Source organism: Cupriavidus sp. DL-D2 (assembly GCF_039710735.1).
Lineage (GTDB): Bacteria > Pseudomonadota > Gammaproteobacteria > Burkholderiales > Burkholderiaceae > Cupriavidus.
Window position 1 is genome coordinate 76,715 of sequence record NZ_JBDKXK010000014.1, and the last position, 18,783, is coordinate 95,497.

At 64.4% G+C, this 18,783-nt stretch carries 18 protein-coding genes; 13 read left to right on the forward strand and 5 right to left on the reverse strand.

From position 1 onward, the window contains the following. Positions 1-156: 156 nt before the first annotated feature. The gene (dnaA, locus tag ABDB81_RS10675) at positions 157-1,833 is read right to left on the reverse strand and encodes a chromosomal replication initiator protein DnaA (RefSeq protein ID WP_137925866.1); all 1,677 of its coding nucleotides are present in this window, start codon (positions 1,831-1,833) and stop codon (positions 157-159) included. An 864-nt stretch (positions 1,834-2,697) separates the two neighbouring features. Between dnaA and rpmH the strand changes: the two genes are divergently transcribed. From rpmH to ABDB81_RS10735, 12 genes are all read left to right on the forward strand, one after another. After that, a complete protein-coding gene (gene rpmH, locus ABDB81_RS10680; RefSeq protein WP_008650850.1) occupies positions 2,698-2,832 on the forward strand; it encodes a 50S ribosomal protein L34 in 135 nt (44 codons plus the stop codon). 136 nt (positions 2,833-2,968) lie between these two features. Next, the gene (gene rnpA, locus ABDB81_RS10685; RefSeq protein ID WP_346811145.1) at positions 2,969-3,406 is read left to right on the forward strand and encodes a ribonuclease P protein component; all 438 of its coding nucleotides are present in this window, start codon (positions 2,969-2,971) and stop codon (positions 3,404-3,406) included. Between the two features lie 8 nt (positions 3,407-3,414). Then, positions 3,415-3,714: a membrane protein insertion efficiency factor YidD gene (yidD, locus tag ABDB81_RS10690; protein ID WP_160471106.1), complete on the forward strand. Its 300-nt coding sequence runs from the start codon at positions 3,415-3,417 to the stop codon at positions 3,712-3,714. Between the two features lie 22 nt (positions 3,715-3,736). Next, the gene (yidC, locus tag ABDB81_RS10695) at positions 3,737-5,413 is read left to right on the forward strand and encodes a membrane protein insertase YidC (RefSeq protein ID WP_137928272.1); all 1,677 of its coding nucleotides are present in this window, start codon (positions 3,737-3,739) and stop codon (positions 5,411-5,413) included. A 157-nt stretch (positions 5,414-5,570) separates the two neighbouring features. Next, complete coding sequence (tam, locus tag ABDB81_RS10700) at positions 5,571-6,341, forward strand: trans-aconitate 2-methyltransferase (RefSeq protein WP_160471102.1); 771 nt, start codon at positions 5,571-5,573, stop codon at positions 6,339-6,341. 111 nt (positions 6,342-6,452) lie between these two features. Next, positions 6,453-7,256: a CHAD domain-containing protein gene (locus tag ABDB81_RS10705; protein ID WP_346811036.1), complete on the forward strand. Its 804-nt coding sequence runs from the start codon at positions 6,453-6,455 to the stop codon at positions 7,254-7,256. Between the two features lie 5 nt (positions 7,257-7,261). After that, positions 7,262-8,695, forward strand: coding sequence for a tRNA uridine-5-carboxymethylaminomethyl(34) synthesis GTPase MnmE (gene mnmE / locus ABDB81_RS10710; RefSeq protein ID WP_346811038.1), 1,434 nt, complete (start codon positions 7,262-7,264; stop codon positions 8,693-8,695). A 25-nt stretch (positions 8,696-8,720) separates the two neighbouring features. Then, positions 8,721-9,692 carry a DNA damage-inducible protein D gene (gene dinD, locus ABDB81_RS10715; protein ID WP_346811040.1) on the forward strand — a complete coding sequence of 324 codons (972 nt, stop codon included), beginning with the start codon at positions 8,721-8,723 and terminating at the stop codon, positions 9,690-9,692. 62 nt (positions 9,693-9,754) lie between these two features. After that, positions 9,755-10,234, forward strand: a complete 480-nt coding sequence (locus ABDB81_RS10720; RefSeq protein ID WP_346811042.1) for a hypothetical protein — start codon at positions 9,755-9,757, stop codon at positions 10,232-10,234. Positions 10,235-10,397: 163 nt separating this feature from the next. Further along, the gene (locus tag ABDB81_RS10725) at positions 10,398-10,994 is read left to right on the forward strand and encodes a TetR/AcrR family transcriptional regulator (protein ID WP_137928267.1); all 597 of its coding nucleotides are present in this window, start codon (positions 10,398-10,400) and stop codon (positions 10,992-10,994) included. A 66-nt stretch (positions 10,995-11,060) separates the two neighbouring features. Next, entirely contained in the window at positions 11,061-11,642 is a 582-nt protein-coding gene (locus ABDB81_RS10730) for a hypothetical protein (RefSeq protein ID WP_346811043.1), read from the forward strand. 197 nt (positions 11,643-11,839) lie between these two features. Further along, positions 11,840-12,427: an Sbal_3080 family lipoprotein gene (locus ABDB81_RS10735; RefSeq protein ID WP_137928275.1), complete on the forward strand. Its 588-nt coding sequence runs from the start codon at positions 11,840-11,842 to the stop codon at positions 12,425-12,427. Positions 12,428-12,456: 29 nt separating this feature from the next. Here ABDB81_RS10735 and ABDB81_RS10740 read toward each other — a convergent pair whose 3' ends face one another. The 4 genes from ABDB81_RS10740 to ABDB81_RS10755 form a co-directional block, all read right to left on the reverse strand. Continuing rightward, positions 12,457-14,307 (reverse strand): Cache 3/Cache 2 fusion domain-containing protein, encoded by a 1,851-nt coding sequence (locus tag ABDB81_RS10740; RefSeq protein WP_346811044.1) that lies wholly within the window; start codon positions 14,305-14,307, stop codon positions 12,457-12,459. 333 nt (positions 14,308-14,640) lie between these two features. Beyond that, positions 14,641-15,615 (reverse strand): M14 family metallopeptidase, encoded by a 975-nt coding sequence (locus tag ABDB81_RS10745; RefSeq protein ID WP_346811045.1) that lies wholly within the window; start codon positions 15,613-15,615, stop codon positions 14,641-14,643. A 33-nt stretch (positions 15,616-15,648) separates the two neighbouring features. Next, positions 15,649-16,620, reverse strand: a complete 972-nt coding sequence (locus tag ABDB81_RS10750) for a tripartite tricarboxylate transporter substrate binding protein (RefSeq protein WP_346811046.1) — start codon at positions 16,618-16,620, stop codon at positions 15,649-15,651. Positions 16,621-16,928: 308 nt separating this feature from the next. Next, positions 16,929-17,846, reverse strand: coding sequence for a LysR substrate-binding domain-containing protein (locus ABDB81_RS10755; RefSeq protein ID WP_346811047.1), 918 nt, complete (start codon positions 17,844-17,846; stop codon positions 16,929-16,931). Positions 17,847-17,958: 112 nt separating this feature from the next. Between ABDB81_RS10755 and ABDB81_RS10760 the strand changes: the two genes are divergently transcribed. Then, entirely contained in the window at positions 17,959-18,735 is a 777-nt protein-coding gene (locus tag ABDB81_RS10760; RefSeq protein ID WP_346811147.1) for a MerR family transcriptional regulator, read from the forward strand. The last annotated feature ends 48 nt before the right edge of the window (positions 18,736-18,783 follow it).

The following is an 18,783-nucleotide window of genomic DNA, read 5'->3' on the forward strand; positions in this document are numbered from 1 at the left end:
CTTATCTGAGGCCAGTTACCGCAATCCAAGGTTATTCTGGCGCCCGTTTGCCGCCGGACGCGCACCCAGTAGTATGCCAGCCCGGCAAGGCTGGCCCGGAATTCCGGTTCCGGGACGCCGCCGCGCCCGAATACGGCGCGCGACATTGGCCCCCGGTCAGCCCTTGAGCGTCTGCTCCAGCACGTGCAACTCGTGATTGAGTTGCGCGTCCTTGCTGCGCTCGTCGGCAATCTTGCGCACGGCGTGCAGCACCGTGGTGTGATCGCGTCCACCGAAGAGTTCGCCGATCTCCGGCAGGCTCTTCTGCGTCAGTTCCTTGGCCAGGTACATGGCGATCTGGCGCGGCCGTGCAATGTTCGCGGGGCGCTTCTTCGAATACATGTCCGCGACCTTGATGTTGTAGAAGTCGGCACAGGTCTTCTGGATATTCTCCACGGAGATCTGGCGGTTCTGCACGGTCAGCAGGTCCTTGAGCGCCTCACGCGTGACATCGATCGTGATGTCCTTGCCGTGGAAGTTCGAGAACGCCAGGATCTTGCGCAGCGCCCCTTCCAGTTCGCGCACGTTCGAGCGCAGATGCTTGGCGACGAAGAACGCCACTTCCTCCGGCACGCTCACGTTCTCGGCGGCAGCCTTCTTCATCAGAATCGCCACGCGCATCTCGAGCTCGGGCGGCTCGATCGCCACCGTCAGGCCCGAATCGAATCGCGAGATCAGGCGATCGTCGATGCCGGTGATTTCCTTCGGATACGTATCGCTGGTGATGATCACCTGCGCGCGATTCGCAATCAGCGCCTCGAACGCATAGAAGAACTCTTCCTGCGTGCGGTTCTTGCCCGAGAAAAACTGGATGTCGTCGATCAGCAGCAGATCCAGCGAGTGGTAATAGCGCTTGAACTCGTCGAACGCTTTTCGCTGATAAGCCTTCACCACGTCGGACACGTACTGTTCCGCATGGATATAGCGGATGCGCGCGCGCGGGTTCTCCATCAGCATGAAATTGCCGATGGCGTGGATCAAGTGGGTCTTGCCCAGGCCGACGCCGCCATAGAGATAGAGCGGGTTGTACGACTTGCCCGGGTTGTTGGCCACCTGGATTGCCGCCGCGCGGGCCAGCTGGTTGGCCTTGCCGGTGACGAAGTTGTCGAACGTCAGGATCGGGTTCAGGCGCGAACGCTCATGGACGGTGTCGTTCGGCTGCGCAGGCACCGTGCCCGGCTGCTGCTGGCCGCGGTACGGACGGCCACTGGCTTCGGCCGGGTCCATCTGGGCCACGTCGATATCGGCGAGGTCATGCGCTGGAGCACCGGCTCCTCCCTGCAGGGGGTTACCGGTTGGCGCGGCCGCCCGGTTCTGCATGCCTGCGGGGTAAGGAGCCTGCCCGCCCTGGGCCGGACCTGGCTGCGGCGCATACTCGTGATAGCCGCCCATCTGCGACGGAGCCTGGCCATAGGGCTGGGTGGGCATGCCACCCGGAGCACCCGTGGGCATGCCGGGATAAGGCGCGGCATTCGCACCCATTCCTGCGTGGCCCGCGGCACTGGCATCCATGGCTTGCTGCGTATAAGTCGCAGCACGGCCCGACGCAGCGGGATCCAGAACAAAGTGAACGCTAACCTGCGTTTCCCAGTATTCGCACGCAAGCGCGGTGATACGACCCGAAAACTGGCTCTTGACCCAGTCGAGCTTGAAGCGGTTGGGCGCGGCAATCCGCAGCGCATGCGCTTCCTCGTCGAAGGCGACCGGCGCCAACGGCTTGATCCAGGTTTTGAACTGTTGCGGCGTCAGTTCGCGCTCGAGCTGCGCGGCTGCCGCCTGCCAGAAATCTTGCATGTGTTCTTCTAAGTGATCGCGCCACGACTTTCATTGGCACGTCACGGACAAGGCGGCACTCGCGCCACGGGGCTTCCCTCTTTTTTGTGCGCCCTTCGGAGTGTGTACCCACGAAAAGCAAAATGCCGCCCATCGTGCCCGAGGCACGGCAACGGCATTCAAAAACGGTATACGGCAGGTATACCCAAGGCAGGAAGACCCGGGTTGTGCGTGCGCCACGCAGCCCGTGTAGTGTTTGGACCGGGATTGTACCCCCCTGTCCAAGTTATCCACAAAGGATAACCCTGTGGACAACTTGTGAAAAATCAGTGGATTTGTGTGCACAACCTGCGCCGCCACGCCTCACCCAAGCGGCGCCAACGGCAGATAATCCATCGGAAACAAGGACTTGGATAACATTTGAAGCGCCCCGCAGGAATACGGGAGCCGTCCGTTGTTACCCACCAGGCATTGTGGACAATGGCGCACCGGCGTTTACCCACAGGCCGGGAGGCATTGTGGCGGCTTTTTCGGCACCGCCGGTCCCGCGCCTTGACACGCTTTGCGAAAATCGGTTAAATGGCGGGTTCTGCGATGCCGCAGGGGATCACGTATGCGCATCGCCGGGTCTGGCCAGTACCGTCGCATGCAAGCATGTGCGGCCTCAGGCAAGCCGCCCGATCGCGTCAACGCCTTGTCCCATGCGATGAGGTCCAACGGCGGCCGGCAGCAAGACAGAACCAGAATCGTCGGCAAAGCCGCGGCCACCTTACCCCATGGGCGGGCGTCGGCTGTGCGGCAGCCCCATGCGAACCATACGCGGCGGCCAAGGCGAACCGGCATAGGCCGGCGCCCGGAAAGCCCGGATCAACCAGAGAGTGCAACATGAAACGTACCTACCAACCTTCCGTTACCCGCCGCAAGCGTACCCATGGTTTCCGCGTGCGCATGAAGACCCGCGGCGGCCGTGCCGTGATCAACGCACGTCGCGCCAAGGGCCGCAAGCGCCTGGCAATCTGAGGGCCGGGCGACCGGTGGGGGCAATGAGCATTGCGGCGGGCAACTGTCGCGGATGATCTCGCTGCCCCAGCCCGACGCCTCGCTCTCAGGATGGCCAGGAGTGCCGCAGTCCGGTGACTCCGCAGTTTTGACCAGCGTGTCGGACCATGCCTTCCCCAAAGCCGCGAGGCTCACAAAGACGGATGAGTTTTCATCCGTTTTTGCTTTGCGGCCCCGGCGTCGCAGCCCGCACTTCGTGCTGTATGTGTGCGCCAACGGCCTGGAGCAGGGCCGGCTCGGCATCGTCGTCGGCAAGAAGTTCGCGCCGCGCGCCGCCGAGCGCAACCTTGTAAAGCGCATGGTGCGGGAACTGTTTCGCTGCCGGCAGGACCAATTCGCTGGCCGTGACATTTTGTTACGGTTGCAGGCCAAGTTTCCGCGTGCGGACTTTGCCAGCCGAACGGCGATCCGGCGGGTCTGCCTGACCGAACTCAGCGGCTTGCTCGATGTTGCGGCCAGGCCGCTGCCGGTAGCAGCGGCTGCAGCCCCGCCCGACCCGGCCACGCCGGCCAGCCAGCCGGCCACCCCCGCCTGACCATCACCATGAAGCGAATCCTGCTTGCCCTGCTGCGCGTCTACAAGATCGCCCTGAGTCCGTACCTGGGCTCGCAGTGCCGCTTCCTGCCCACGTGTTCCGACTATGCCCGCGACGCCATCGCCAGCCATGGCCCGGCGCGCGGCACGTGGATGGCTGCGTGCAGGCTTTGCCGCTGCCATCCTTTCGCAAAGGGCGGGTATGATCCCGTGCCCGAGCCCGCAGTAAACGGGAAGGCCGACGCGGCGCCCCGCGCATCCGCCGCGCCAGGCCGTCCGCCTGTCACGGTCCGGCTCCCCAGACCCTGATTCCCCCAGACCATAGCGAGATATGGATATCAAACGCACTATCCTGTGGGTCATCTTCTCGATGGCCCTCGTGCTGCTCTACGACAACTGGCAGCGCGCCAACGGCCACGCGTCGATGTTCTTCCCGAGCGCCAATACGCAACAGCAGGCCGCTCCGGCCGGTGGTGCGAGCGGCGCCGCGGCCCAGGGTGACGTGCCCAAGGCCAGCGGGACGAACGCTTCCGCGCCAGGCGCCGTGCCGGCTGCCCCGCAGGGCGCCGCCCAGCCTTCGGCCGAGAAGGTCGTGGTGACCACCGACGAGGTACGCGCGGAGATCGATACCGCTGGCGGCATCGTGTCGCGCCTCGAGCTGCTGCACGAGAAAGAGAAGGACGGCAAGCCCGTGGTGCTGTTCGAACGCGATGCCACGCGTACGTACCTGGCACGTTCGGGCCTGATCGGCGGCGACCTGCCGAACCACACGACGGTGTTCACGGCTGCCCCCGGCGCACGCGCGCTGGCACCCGGCCAGGACAAGCTCGACGTTGTACTGACGGCCGAGAAGAACGGTGTGAAGTTCACGAAGACGTACACCTTCAACAAGGGCAGCTACGTCATCGATACGCGCTTCGACGTGGCCAACTCGGGCACGGCGCCGATCTCGCCCACGCTGTACATGGAACTCGCGCGCGATGGCAGCAAGGTCGAGCAGTCGCAGTTCTACAGCACGTTCACGGGCCCGGCCATCTACACGAACGCCGACAAGTACCACAAGATCAGCTTCGAGGACATCGCCAAGGGCAAGGCCACCGTGCCGCCCGCCACGAACAATGGCTGGGTAGCGATGGTGCAGCATTACTTCGCCTCGGCCTGGATTCCGCAGAACGGCAAGGAGCACAGCTTCTACGCCGAGCAGATCGATCCGAACCTGTACCGCGTGGGTGTCCAGCAGCCGCTGGGCCAGATCGCGCCGGGCGCGGCGGTCAGCACCCAGGCACGCCTGTTCGCGGGTCCGCAGGAAGAGCACATGCTCGAGCAGATCACGCCGGGCCTGGAACTGGTGAAGGACTATGGCTGGCTGACCATCCTGGCCAAGCCGCTGTTCTGGCTGCTGGAGAAGCTGCACGGCTTCCTGGGCAACTGGGGCTGGTCGATCATCGCGCTGACCGTGCTGATCAAGCTGGTGTTCTTCCCGCTGTCCGCCGCGAGCTACCGCTCGATGGGCAAGATGAAGGACCTGCAACCCCGCATGACGTCGATCCGCGAACGCTACAAGGGCGATCCGCAGAAGATGAACGCGGAGATGATGGCCCTGTACCGTACCGAGAAGGTGAACCCGCTCGGCGGCTGCCTGCCGATCGTGATCCAGATCCCGGTGTTCATCGCGCTGTACTGGGTGCTGCTGTCGTCGGTGGAAATGCGCGGCGCGCCGTGGCTGGGCTGGATCCATGACCTCTCGGTGCCGGATCCGTTCTACATCCTGCCGATCGTGATGGCTGTGTCGATGTTCGTGCAGACCAAGCTGAACCCGACCCCGCCGGATCCCGTGCAGGCCAAGGTCATGATGATCATGCCGCTGGTGTTCTCGTTCATGTTCTTCTTCTTCCCGGCCGGCCTCGTGCTGTACTGGGTGGTGAACAACATCCTGTCGATTGCCCAGCAATGGCAGATCAACCGCATGCTCGGCAAGGGCAAGGCGGCGGCGATCGCCAAGAGCTGATTGCCGGGGTTCTGCCCCGCATTACGAAGAACCCGGCCTCGCGCCGGGTTTTTTGTTGTCTGTTTTTATCGCCGCCGCCACGCGGCTGGCCTCAAGGCGTATGCTTCAAGTCTTATATAAGACTTAGCAACCCCGCTGCAGCGGAAAGGGACATGCCATGACGTGGTCGGCCAGCCAATACGTACAGTTCGAGGACGAGCGAACCCGCCCGGTGCGCGATCTGGTGGCGGCCATTCCGCCGGTGGATGCCCGGCGCGTGGTCGATATCGGCTGCGGCCCAGGCAACTCCACCGAGGTGCTGGCCGCCCGATTTGTCGATGCCGAAGTCACGGGCGTGGACAGCGACACCGACATGATCGCCGCCGCCCGCAAGCGGCTGCCCGACCTGCATTTCGATATTGCCGATGCCACGCAATGGAACGACGCCGGCCCGTGGGATGTGATGCTGGCCAACGCCGTGTTCCAGTGGGTGCCCGACCACGCCACGCTGTTTCCCTCGCTCGTCAGCCGCCTGACGCCGGGCGGCAGCCTCGCCGTGCAGATGCCGGACAATCTCAACGAGCCGCCGCACCTGCTGATGCGCGAAACCGCCATGAACGGCCCGTGGTCTGCCAAGCTGACCGAGGCGGCTGGCACGCGCACCGCCCTGCCCTCCGAACGCTGGTACTACGAATTGCTGAAGCCGCACTGCAGCCGCGTGGATATCTGGCGCACGATCTACCAGCATCCGCTCAAGGGCGGCGCGGCGGCGGTGGTCGAGTGGTTCAAGGGTAGCGGCCTGCGGCCGTTCCTGGCACCGCTCGACGAGACCGAGAAAGCCGCCTATCTCAGACAATACGAAACGGCCCTGGCCAAAGTCTTTCCGGCGCTGCCAGACGGCACGGTACTGCTGCCCTTCCCTCGGGTCTTCATTGTCGCCACCCGATAGCTCAGTGTTGGCGCCGGGCGATGCATGCGCCACCCACGTGCGCCATCGCCTACACTAGACGGACCCCTGCGCAGTCAATCTCTTTGCCGGTCACGATCAAGAGACACCGCCATGAGCCGTCAACCAGCATTGCATCGCAAGATGCGTCCCACCCGGGCGTTCGTTATCCTGGGCGATCACGGGCTGCGCGCTGTCGACAAGCGGCTCGAAGCGCTGCAGCATCGGGACGAGATCGAAGATGTACATCAACTACGCGTCGCCATTCGCCACCTGCGTGCCGTGACGTGGGCCTTCGGGCCGGTCCTTGGCGCGCACGTCAAGGCGCGCTGGAAGCGTACGCTGCACGATATGGCCGGCGCTGCCGGACCCGTGCGCGACTGGGATGTCTTCATCGCGGAGACCCTTGCGCCGGCGCTGGAGATGCAGCCCAACGATCCGGTGTTGACCACGCTGGTGCAGACCGCGCAAGCGCGACGCGTGGCCGATCACGCCGAAATGATGGAGAAGCTCGCGCACTATCGGCAATCGCCGCTGCCTATCCTGTATCGCGATCTGATTCATATCGCCTCGGAGACATCCGACGAGCGCTTGAAGGGCTTCGCGCCCCGCCGCATTCGCAAGGCCCGGCGCCATGTTCGCGATCTGGCGCGCATCGCCCGCGACGGCCAGACTGATCACGTTCACAAACTCCGCATCGGCAACAAGCGTCTGCGCTATGCCATCGAGGCACTATCCGACGTGCTCCCCGGCCGCTATCGCAAACGCCTGCGCAAGAAACTGGTCGCCCGGCAATCCGCGCTGGGTGACCTGATCGACGAGAGCGTGGCGCGCCGCCTGATGGCCGAATGCCTGGGCTGCGCCGACGCGCTTCACGACGCCCTCCCCTCCGATCCGCAAAACGTTCTGCGACAATAGCGCCCATGACTGCCACCCTCACCGAGCTACCGATTGCCGCCATCGCCACCGCACCGGGACGCGGCGGCATCGGCGTGGTACGCGTGTCCGGCCCCGATGTCGGCACGATCATGCGCGCCGTATGCGGCCGCAACCTGCAACCGCGCCACGCCACCTACCTGCCCTTCCTCGACGCACGCGGCAAGGTCATCGACCATGGCCTGGCGTTGTACTTCCCCGCGCCGAATTCCTACACCGGAGAGGAAGTGCTTGAACTGCAGGGCCACGGCGGCCCGGTGGTCATGCAGATGCTGCTGTCGCGCTGCCTCGAAGCAGGCAAGCCCGTGGGCCTGCGCGTGGCCGAACCCGGCGAATTCACGCGCCGCGCATTTCTGAACGACAAGCTCGACCTGGCGCAAGCGGAAGCCGTGGCCGACCTGATCGAAGCCAGCACCGAAGCCGCCGCCCGCTCGGCCGCGCGTTCGATGGAAGGCGAGTTCTCCAGCGCCATCCACGCGCTTGTGGAAAAGGTCATCCACCTGCGCATGCTGGTGGAAGCCACGCTCGATTTTCCTGAAGAGGAAATCGACTTCCTCGAAGCCTCCGATGCACGCGGCCAACTCACGCGCATTCGTGAAGCCCTGGTGGGCGTGTTGAAGCAGGCGCGCCAGGGTTCGTTGCTGCGCGAAGGGTTGTCGGTGGTGCTGGCGGGTCAACCGAACGTCGGCAAGTCGTCGCTGCTGAACGCACTGGCCGGCGCGGAGCTTGCCATCGTCACACCCATCGCCGGCACCACGCGCGACCGTGTGCGCGAGACCATCCAGATCGACGGCATCCCGCTGCACATCATCGACACTGCCGGCCTGCGTGACGATGCCGCCGACGAAGTGGAGCGCATCGGTATCGAACGCACGTGGGAGGCCATTCGTCGCGCGGATATCGTGCTGCACCTCGTGGATGCTGCCGACTACCTCGAACACGGCATCTCGGAGACCGACGACCACATCGACGATCGCCTGAGCGGCCAACTTCCACCGGGCTCGCCCATCGTGCGCGTGGTCAACAAGATCGACCTCGCCCCATCGGCTGGCGAAATGGGCTTCGGCGGCAACCGGCCGCACGTTGTGGCCGCCAACGGCCCCAATCCCACCGAGATCTGGATCTCCGCACGCACCGGTGCCGGCATCGATCTGATGCGTCGCGAACTGCTGCGCCTGATCGGCTGGCAATCCGGCAACGAAGGCACCTTCCTGGCCCGTGAACGCCACCTCATCGCCCTGCGCAGCGCGCAGTCCCACCTCGACTGCGCCGTGGAACGCGCCGAGCAAAGCGCCCAGGCGCTCGACCTGTTCGCCGAGGAACTACGGCTCGCGCAGGATCACCTGAACAGCATCACGGGCGAGTTCACGAGCGACGATCTGCTGGGGACGATCTTTACGCGGTTTTGTATTGGGAAGTGAGTATCGACCTGCGCGGCGCAATGCCGTGCAGATCGGTAACCACGGCGGGGTCTTCGTCCAGGTCAACATCCTTCGGGCCATCATGGATGACACTGTGTTTTTGTACAGTGCCATCCATGAAGCCATGACTACCCAGCAAACTACCGCGAAGACCACCAGTACTTTCGAGAGTACCCGGCAAACGAACGAGGAAGATTCCGAGTTCTGGTACGCCAGAGATCTCCAGCCCATCCTGGAGTATGCAAACTGGGAGAGCTTCCGCCGGGTGGTCGACAAGGCCGTCGAAGCGTGCAAGAAATCCGGTCAAACGCCAGCAGACCATTTTCGTCACATCACGAAAATGGTTTCCATCGGTTCTAAAGCCCGTCGCGCCATTGAAGACTGCGAGTTGTCGAGATATGCCTGCTATCTGGTCGTACAGAATGGTGATCCGTCCAAACTTGCAATTGCTCAGGGGCAGACGTACTTTGCGATCCAGACCAGGCGGCAGGAACTAGCGGATGACTCGCCAAGGTTTGGAAATTTCTCTGAGGATGAACGACGTTTGATGCTGCGTGGGGAATTGGTCCATCACAACAAGGCGTTGACAGCTGCTGCAAAGAGCGCTGGTGTCAAAACCGGTCTCGACTACGCAATCTTTCAAGACCACGGCTACCGCGGACTTTATGGTGGCTTTGGCGCAAAGGATATCCACGGATCCAAGCGTCTGAAGAAGACGCAACGAATCCTCGACCATATGGGCAGCACCGAGCTTGCGGCAAATTTGTTTCGCGCAACGCAGACCGAAGAGAAGCTGAGGCGAGACAACGTTCGCGGTAAGTCACAGGCGAACGCCACCCACTTTGAGGTTGGAGCCAAAGTCCGTCAAACGATTGTGGAGCTTGGAGGCACGATGCCTGAAAGCTTGCCAACGCCGGAGAAGAGCATTCAGCAGCTCGAGCGAGAGCAGCAGCAACTACAACTCGACTCGAACGGCTTGAATGGCGACGACCACTAGCGTGATCCTGTTGTCGCAACCCCATTGATGCTGCATCTTGCACTCACGCCGTTCCAATGGTCATGAACCGCCCCCTCACCCCCGGCGAAATCGCCCTCGCCCATCAGATCTTTGCTGACGCGGTCGATTACGCGTCTGTCCGCATCCTTCATCGCAATTTCGTCTTCTGGCAGGGTGGTCGCTACATCATCACGCCGAACGGCAACATCTACCTTGGGCGCAAGCTGCGTGGGATCGATGACTTCAGCCGGGCCGGGTTGGGGCTGCAGGCGCTGTTCATCCATGAGATGGCGCATGTCTGGCAGCATCAGCGCGGGGTCAATGTGTTGTGGCGCGGTGGGTGCGAACAGGTGCTGCACTTCCTGGGGTTCAACCAGTATCGCTATCGACTGATTGCGGGCAAGGCGTTGCATGACTACAAGCTGGAGCAGCAGGGCGATATCCTGCGTGACTTCTTTCTGGCGGGGCAAGGGCACACGGCGCCGTATGGGGTGGAGGAATACCTTGTGGCGCTGGGGAGTCAGGGGGCGACTATCGTTTGATGTTGCGCTGCGCCTCGGTAGCTCCCCTCTCCCATGAAATGGGAGAGGGGAGCAAACCGGGAGCGGGATCGTTTGCCGAGGGTCTATTCCATTTGAAGTCCGCTGCGTTGACTTGTCATGCGATGTGGCGGACCATCGCCCACACAGCTTTCTGGAGCACATCATGCCGCGTGTATCGAAAGCGGAAGCGGAGAAGAACCGCGTAGTCATCGAGCAGGTATCGTCGCGGCTGTTCCGCGAGCAGGGATTCAACGGTGTCAGCGTGGCGGACCTCATGGGTGCCGCCGGCCTCACGCACGGCGGCTTCTACGGCCATTTCGAATCGAAGGATGCGCTGGCTGCCATCGCCTGCACCCGTGCCTTCGAGGAAGCCGAAGGGCGCTGGCGCAAGCGCGTGGCCGACGCCGCCGACAATGATGCCGCGCTTGCCGCCCTGATCGACGGCTATCTCTCGACGCGTAACCGCAATAGCTCCGGCACGGGGTGCCCCGTGGCGGCACTGGCCAACGACGTGGCGCGTGAAGCCGTGGACAAGCCCGTGCGTGCGGCCTTCCATGATGGCGTGGAAGACCTCTTGCAGATCCTGACCGCCATCCAGCCGGGCGATGACGCCTCGGCGGCCCGCAGCAAAGCCGTCGCACAGATGGCCACGCTGGCCGGAGCGCTGATGCTGTCGCGCGCCACGATGGGCACGCCGCTGTCGAACGAGATCCTCGCCGCCGCGCGGACGTTCCTGCTGGCGGGCGCGGAACCGGGCTAGGACGCGCTACACTGGCGACCTACTTACCTGCCTATCCCGGCCAGATGCGTCCGGCCCGCCCCCAAGATGTTGAGCAATTCCCGCCAGATCCTCGTTGCCGCCGTCGCTGTCGTTGTCCTTGTCCTGCTGTGGTTCGTAGGGAACGACACCGGTGAAATCGTCCCCACCAACACCACCACCGATACCGCTGCAGCCTCCACCCCGGCCGAACCGCCGGCCAGCCTCCCGCGCGGCATTCCGCGCAACGGCGTGCTGGACCCGATCAGTATCGATCCGAACCGCCCTGCCGACCTGCTGCCGCAATATCCGGCCGATGCGCTGGCTACCGACTACGCCGCCGACGCCGCCGCAGCCGATGATCGCTACAAGGGGAAGTACCTCATCGTCGATGGTGTGGCGAGTGGGATCCGGCGCGATCACGCGCACGTGTACCTCGAAATCCGCACCGACAATCCCGGCGTGGTAGTGCGAGCCGATCTGCTGAAGGACCAGATCTGCGGTCCGGGCACCCGCGCCTGCGAGGTGGAAGCGCGCGCAACGATGGTCCGCCGCGGCCAGAAGGTTGCCGTGGAATGCAACGGCGCAGGGGTTGGCGAGGGCGGTACGCCGCTGCTGTCGGACTGCCTGCTGCGCGGCGGCGCCAACTAGGCATCACATCGAGGCATCGCTTCGGGATCCGGGGGTTGCGCGGCGATTTGCGGCATCAGTCCCTCGCTGTTCTGCGCTTTGATCCATGGCCGGCACGCCTACATTACGGAGGCATGCTGCCGGCAATGCGCCCCTGAACCGCCATGGATGCGGGTCCGGGCGGCCGGCGCCCTCGCCGACGCGATCCAGGACCCATGATGAAGAGAGTAACGATTGCCGCCACGCTGGCCCTGCTGGCCACGGGCTGTTCCACCTACCAGAGCGTGTTGCCGGTAGATCGCGCGGATCAGGTCGATCCGATTGCCGGTTTCCAGCCCGGTGCCTATGGCGGCCCGGCGCAGTTCCGTGTCGATGGCAACCGCGTGGTCGGTGCCGATGGCTCGCTGTTCTGCGTGGTCACCAACCAGGTGAGCAACAATGCCTACGTGGAAAGCTTCATCAAGGCACTGCGCGTGCGCAACTTCGAGGTGAAGCTGCTGCCGCCGAACTCGTCCATGGCATCCTGCCCGATGACGGCGATGTACGTGGCACAGCGCCAGAACTACATCACGCCCTTCCTGGCCGCCGCCGACATCACCGTGTACCGCAACGGCGAGCGCGTGGGCAAGGCCATCTTCAACGCCAACCGCAGCGCGGGTGGCGTGAACCTGAGCAACTTCATTCCGCCCGACATGAAGATCGAGGAACTGGTGGACGAACTCTTCCCCGGACTGAAGCCGCAACCCCAGCCCGAAGCAGCACCAGCGCCGGCACCCGCCCAGCCCGCCCCGGCCCCGGTGGCCTGAGCGGGCTACGTCCAAGCTGGCCGGGACGATCAGGCCAGCCTGAACACCTCCACCGCCTGGCGCAACTCCTGCGCCTGGTGATGCAGGCTTTCGGCGGCGGCAGCGGCTTCTTCCACGAGCGCGGCGTTCTGCTGCGTCACTGTATCCATCTCCGCCACGGCGCTGCTCACCTGCCCCAGCCCCAGCGATTGCTCGCGCGAGGCTGTGCTGATATCGCCCATCAGCGCGGCAATGCCTTCCACGCGACGCACCATATCGTCGATGGCCGTACCCGCCTGCTGCACGGCCTCGTTGCCCGACTTCAGATCGGTCACCGTACGCTCGATCAACTGCTTGATCTCGCCCGCAGCGTTTGCGCTGCGTTGCGCCAGGCTACGCACCTCGCCCGCCACCACGGCAAACCCACGGCCATGCTCGCCCGCGCGCGCGGCTTCCACGGCGGCGTTGAGCGCCAGGATGTTGGTCTGGAACGCGATGCCGTCGATCATGCCGATGATGTCCACCACCTGCTGCGCATTGCGATGGATGTCGGCCATGGTCGTGACCACGCGGCCCACCGTGGTGCCGCCGGCGCGTGCCGCATCGGCGGCGCTCGCCACGGCGGCATTCGCGTCGTGCGCGTTGTCGGCATTCTGCTTCACCGTGACCGAAAGCTCCTCGATGCTCGCCACGGTCCGCTCCAGGCTGCCCGCCTGCGATGCGGTGCGCGCCGAGAGATCGGCATTGCCGCTGGCAATCTGGCTCGTGCTGCCCGCAATGGCGCCCACGCTGCCGCGCACCTTGTCGACGATGCCACTGAGGCCCTGCCCCACGCCATCGATCGCACGCATCAACTGGCCGATCTCGTCATTGCGCGTGGTCTCCAGCCGCGCGGTGAGATCACCGGAAGCCAGGCGCCCTGCTGCATCGGCGGCATGCGCCAGCGGCTGGCTGACCATACGGCGCAGCAGCCACCAGAACGCGGCCGACACCACCAGCGCAGCCAGCAGTCCACCGGCCAGGAAAAGGTTGCGGCTGGCTTCGAGTTCGTTGCGCAGCGAGGCCGTCGGCACGCTGCCGGCAATCAGCCACTTCCATTCGGGATAGGTCGCGAACGCGGTCAGGCGCTCCACTGCGGCGTTGTTGCCGATGGCCACGGTGTTGATGACGTCGCCATCCTTCGCCTCGATCATGTCACGCACCCAGGACTTGCCCTCGGCATCCTTGGCATCGATCTGCACAGTCCCTTCGCTGCCGGAGCGGTCCACCATCACCTTGCCCTGGTCCGCGCCCGGCTTGGCGTCGATCACGATGAACTGGCCATCGGCACCGATCGTCTTGCGACGGATGCGGTTTTTCAGCGCCGCGAGTTCCGCCTCGACGTTCACGCCCACGTACAGCGCGCCGACGATCTTCCCGCTGGCATCGCGCACGGGTTCGTACTTGCTCATGTAGGGCTTGCCGAACAGCCAGGCCAGCGAGCGGTACGACTTGCCTGCAGCCACCGCCGCGTAGGCCGGGCTGGCGCGATCGAGCACGGTGGCGATGGCGCGCTGGCCATCCTGCTTTTTCAGCGAGGTGGTGACACGGATGTAGTCATCGCCCGTACGCGCGAAAACCGTGGCCACCACGCCGCCTGTGTTGGCGAAGAACTTGTCCGGGATCTCGAAGCTGTTGTTGAGCACAAGGTCGCCGCTGCGGAACTCGGGCGTGGCCTTGCCAGCCACCTCGATGGTCTGCGCGGGGTCCACGGCATACGGTCCGGGGAGTACGGCGGCAAAGCTCAGCAGGAAGCGGTCGGCCTCCTGCAACATGGTGTCGTCGAGCTGGGCCACCAGCTCGCGCAGGGTCTGGCTTTCGGCGGTGATGGCCTCGCGCGCCTGCGTTTCGAGCTGGCGCATGCTGCTCAGCGAGAGCGCCAACGAAAAGGCGCAGAACGCGACAATCTGGACGGCAAGGACTACCAGCGCTAGGCGCGTGCCGATACTCCAGCTGCCGGCCCGCGCGCGCAAGCCGCCAGCCGACGCCTGCCGCGGCAGGGTAAGAGAAGAGTTTGAATACAAGGGGCGCTCCGTGATTAACGCCGTGCACCATCGTGACGCACGGGTAACGCCCGCTCTGATGGCAGGTCGTCACGTCACGGTTATCGGATGTCCGAAGTGCCGCCTTGAATGTAGAGAATGCTTAATCTAGGGAATCGGCAAAATATCACGTTGTGATATATGCAACCGGTTTCATAGTTCAAGCTGACCGAGCCGCACTACGGTCACGCCGGGCCGGAGCTGGCGCAGAGAAGGCATGACGAGCACGCAGTTGGCGTAGGGCGTGACCACGGGTTCGCCATCGCGCCAGGCGATCACGGTGCCCGCGTCGGCAAACGTTTCGAGGCCGGTATAAGGGCCGGCAAAACGGAAGTCCATGCTGCTGGCCACCACTGGCTCGGTCACGTGGATCACGCGTTGCGTGGCGGGCAGCGGACGCAGCCATCCGGCGGGCAGATCGGCTTTCTCGACGATGCCAGCGTTCAGCAGAAAGCGCGCGGTGCTGTCGCGGGCCACGTCCACGGCGGAGACTTCCCAGTGCTGGCCGCATTCGATCAGCAGCGCGTTGCGTGCGCTCGCGGCATCGCCAAAATCGGCGTAGTCGCGCATGCGGCGGCCTTCCGGATGGCCTTCGTCGACGATCACGTCCGCAGGCGTGCCGAGCGCCCGCGATAGCGCGATGCCCTTGTCGAGCGGACCCGACACGATCAGCGGACGGCTCTTCTCATGCATCGAATGCAGATCGAGCAGCAGGTCGACGGTATCGACAATGGGACGCATCGCACGGGCACGGCGCAGCTCCGAGGAATCGCGCGACATGTCGTCGAGCACAGCAGCGGTCCAGACGCGGTTGAAGTCCTGATCGACAAAGCGTGACGCATCGGGCGTGGACGCATCGAAGCGCGCGTAGGCATCCACATTGGCAAACGACAGCGTCAGCTTGCCCGTGCGCGGACGCAGGCCATGGTCAAGCAGGCCGCCCACCGTAATCGCCCCACACACCTCGTTGCCGTGCGTCAGTGCGTTGATCATCACGTGCGGACCTGCAATGCCGCTGTCGAACGTGTGGACGTACGCCACGCCGCTGTTGCCTTCGGCGTAGGGGCGGATATCGGGAAACTCGACCTCGACCGCATAGGCGTCGAAGGTAGGGGCACGCTGCGTCATCTGGTACATCCTCGGCTGTGGCTTATTGGCGGCTCATTGGCGAATATCGGCGGTCTGCACGATGGTGCGGTACTTGGCCGTCTCGCGCTTCACGAAGCTGGCGAACTGCGCCGGATTGGCCGGTGAAACCTCCACGCCGGCCTCGGCCAGCTTCTTCTTCACATCGGGCATGGTCAGCACGGCCTGCATCTCAATATTCAGGCGATCGATAATAGCCCGGTCAGTTTTGCCAGGCGCCATCAATCCGAACCATACCCCCATGTCCACGCCCTTGAGCGCGGGGGTCTCGGCCAGCGCAGGAACATTCGGCGCCACGCTGGCGCGCTTGCCTTCGGTCACGCCATAGGCGCGCACGCGATTGGCCTGGATATGGGGGAGGGCGGAGGACAGCACCATCACGGCGAGGTCGATCTGGCCGCCGAGCAGGTCGGTGGCCATGGCCGAGGCGCCCTTGTACGGCACATGCGTGATGTTGACCTGACCTTGCTGCTTGATCAGCTCGCCAGCCAGGTTCAGCGGCGTGCCCACGCCCGACGAGGCATAAGACAGCGAACCCGGCTTGGCCTTGGCCAGCGCGATCAGTTCGGCGGCGTTCTTTGCAGGCAGGTCCAGCTTGCCGACCAGCACCATCGGCTGCGTGCCGACGAACGTGATGGCCGCCAGATCCTTCTCGCCGTCATAGCGCACGGCCGGATTGGTCAGGCGCGCGATCGACACTTCGCTGCCCGAACCCAGCAGCAGCGTGTAGCCATCGGCATCGGCCTTGACCACTTTCTGCGCACCAATCGTGCCGCCAGCGCCGCCAAGGTTCTCGATCACCACGCTCTGGCCCAGGCGCTTGCCCAGCTCCGGCGCCACGGTGCGCGCCACGAGGTCCACGCTGCCGCCTGCGGTATAGCCCACGACGAGCGTGATCGGCTTGGTGGGATAGGCGGGAGCGGCCAACGCCGCGAACGCGGCACTGGCAAGGGTAGCGGCAACGGCCACGCGCATCAGGGTCTTCATGATTTCTCCGGCAGGGCTTTGAATGTTTGCGCCGATGTTAGAGAGCGCGCGGCACGCACATCGTGCAGCTTTGGCAATGGGGGTTGCTGTTTTGGCAATGGGCGGAAGTGGTGCATGGCCGCTCTTCCGGCTTGGTTTTTGGTTCCCCTCTCCCGCGAGCGGGAGAGGGGTTAGGGGAGAGGGCGGGAGGCTCTGCTTGCCGACCACATCGCAATTTGGACCGCTGGCCCTCTCCCCCAGCCCCTCTCCCGCAAAGCGGGAGAGGGGAGCAAAACAAACGGGGAGAGGGGAGAAAAACAACAGGGGAGCTACTTGATCGCCGCCGCCCAAAACACCTCCGCCAATGCCCGCATCTGCGTTCTCGGCCGATACAGCCGGATATCCAGCGCAAGGTCCACAGCATCGCCCTGCACATCCGCACGCACCAGCCTCCCTGCATGCAGATCATCCGCAATCAGCTTCGCGGGCAGCCACGCCAGGCCCATTTTCTGGCGCACCATTTCATGCACCGACTCCGCGAAATCGCTCACCGCAATCACGTCGAGCTTGCCGGCCAGTTTGCGGCGCGCGATTTCCTGATTGACCATGCGGCCCATGGTCAGGGTCTCGGCATACGCGATCATCGGCACCATTGCCGTACGCTGTCCGAGTCGGAACGTTGGACCGCCGCGCGCATCGGCCGCTGCCACGCACACTAATCGCTCCACGCCCACCGGATGGAACATGTAGCGGGTGTCGTCGAGCATCACGGGAAGATCATGCGGGCTGTAGCAGAGCAGGAAGTCGGCATCGCCCTCGGTGAACATCTCCAGCGCGTCATGCGTGGCGTGCGTGGAGAGCCGCGTGCGGAAACCCGCGCCCACGGGATCGTTGCGCAACGCAAGGCGCAGGCCGGCCAGCCATGCGGGCACCATCGAGCGGGCGAGTGTCTTGCCGGTGGCAATCGTGATGGTGCTGGCATCGGCACGATGCGCCGCACGCAGCGACATCCGTGCCTCGTCGAGCGTGCGCAGCGCGGCCTGGGCGGCTTCGAGAAACTGGCGGCCTTCGGCGGTGAGCCGCACCGGAAACGCGCTTCGGTCGATCAGCGGTGCGCCGGCCCAGACCTCCAGCGCCTGCATGCGCCGTCCGAATGCCGGGGGCGTGACATTGCGCAGTTCGGCAGCACGCGCGAGGCTGCCGGCCTGTGCCAGACAGACGAAATCTTCGAGCCAACGGATATGCATGGGGGCGCCGGAATGTGTTGGCGCATTGTAGCGTCGCCCGACTCGTTTAGAATTTTCCCCCATGACCTCGATCCCGCGCGACGGCCAGTCCGTCGCCTCCCCAGATTCCGCCATGTCCGCCGATCTATCCACGACACCGCCCGAGTACACGATCGACGAACTCGCGCGCGTGGCGGGCACTACGGTGCGCAATATCCGCTCGTACCAGGACAAGGGGCTGATCGATCCGCCCGAGCGGCGCGGGCGCGTGGGCATCTATACGCAGACGCATCTGGGACGGCTGCGGCTGATCAACCATCTGCTGGCGCGCGGCTACACGCTCGCCAACATCATGGAGTTGCTCAAGGCCATCGTGGAGGGGCACGACCTGCGCTCGATCCTGGGTCTGGAAACCGCAATCAGCAGTCCGTGGAATACCGAGGCACCGCGCCACTATTCCTATCTCGCACTCGCGCGCATGTTTGGCCGCGCGATTTCACGGCCGGTGCTGAAGCGCGCGATTGCGTTGGGGTTGCTGGAGCCCGATGGTCTCGGCTATCTGGCACGCAGTCCGCGTGCGCTGGCGGCAGGCGTGGAAATGGCGCGTGCGGGCTTTCCGCTCAATGATCTGCTCGACATCATCGAGCATGCACGCGGGCATTTCCAGGCCGTGTCCGATCGCATCGTCGGCATGGTGGTGCGCGAACTGGACCGCTTCGGCGAAGGGCAACTGCCGCCGCCTGCGGAAGTGCCACGCATTGTGGATGTGCTGTGGCGGATTCGTCCGCTGGCGATGGTCACGCTGGAGACGGAGATGATGCGCGCACTGGAGATTTCGGCGAACAAGTATCTGGGGGATCGGGTGGCGGGGATTTTGGCGAGCCTTCAGGAAGAAAAGCGCGAGCGGTAATCAATGCGTTGGCCCTCTCCCCCGGCCCCTCTCCCGCGTGCGGGAGAG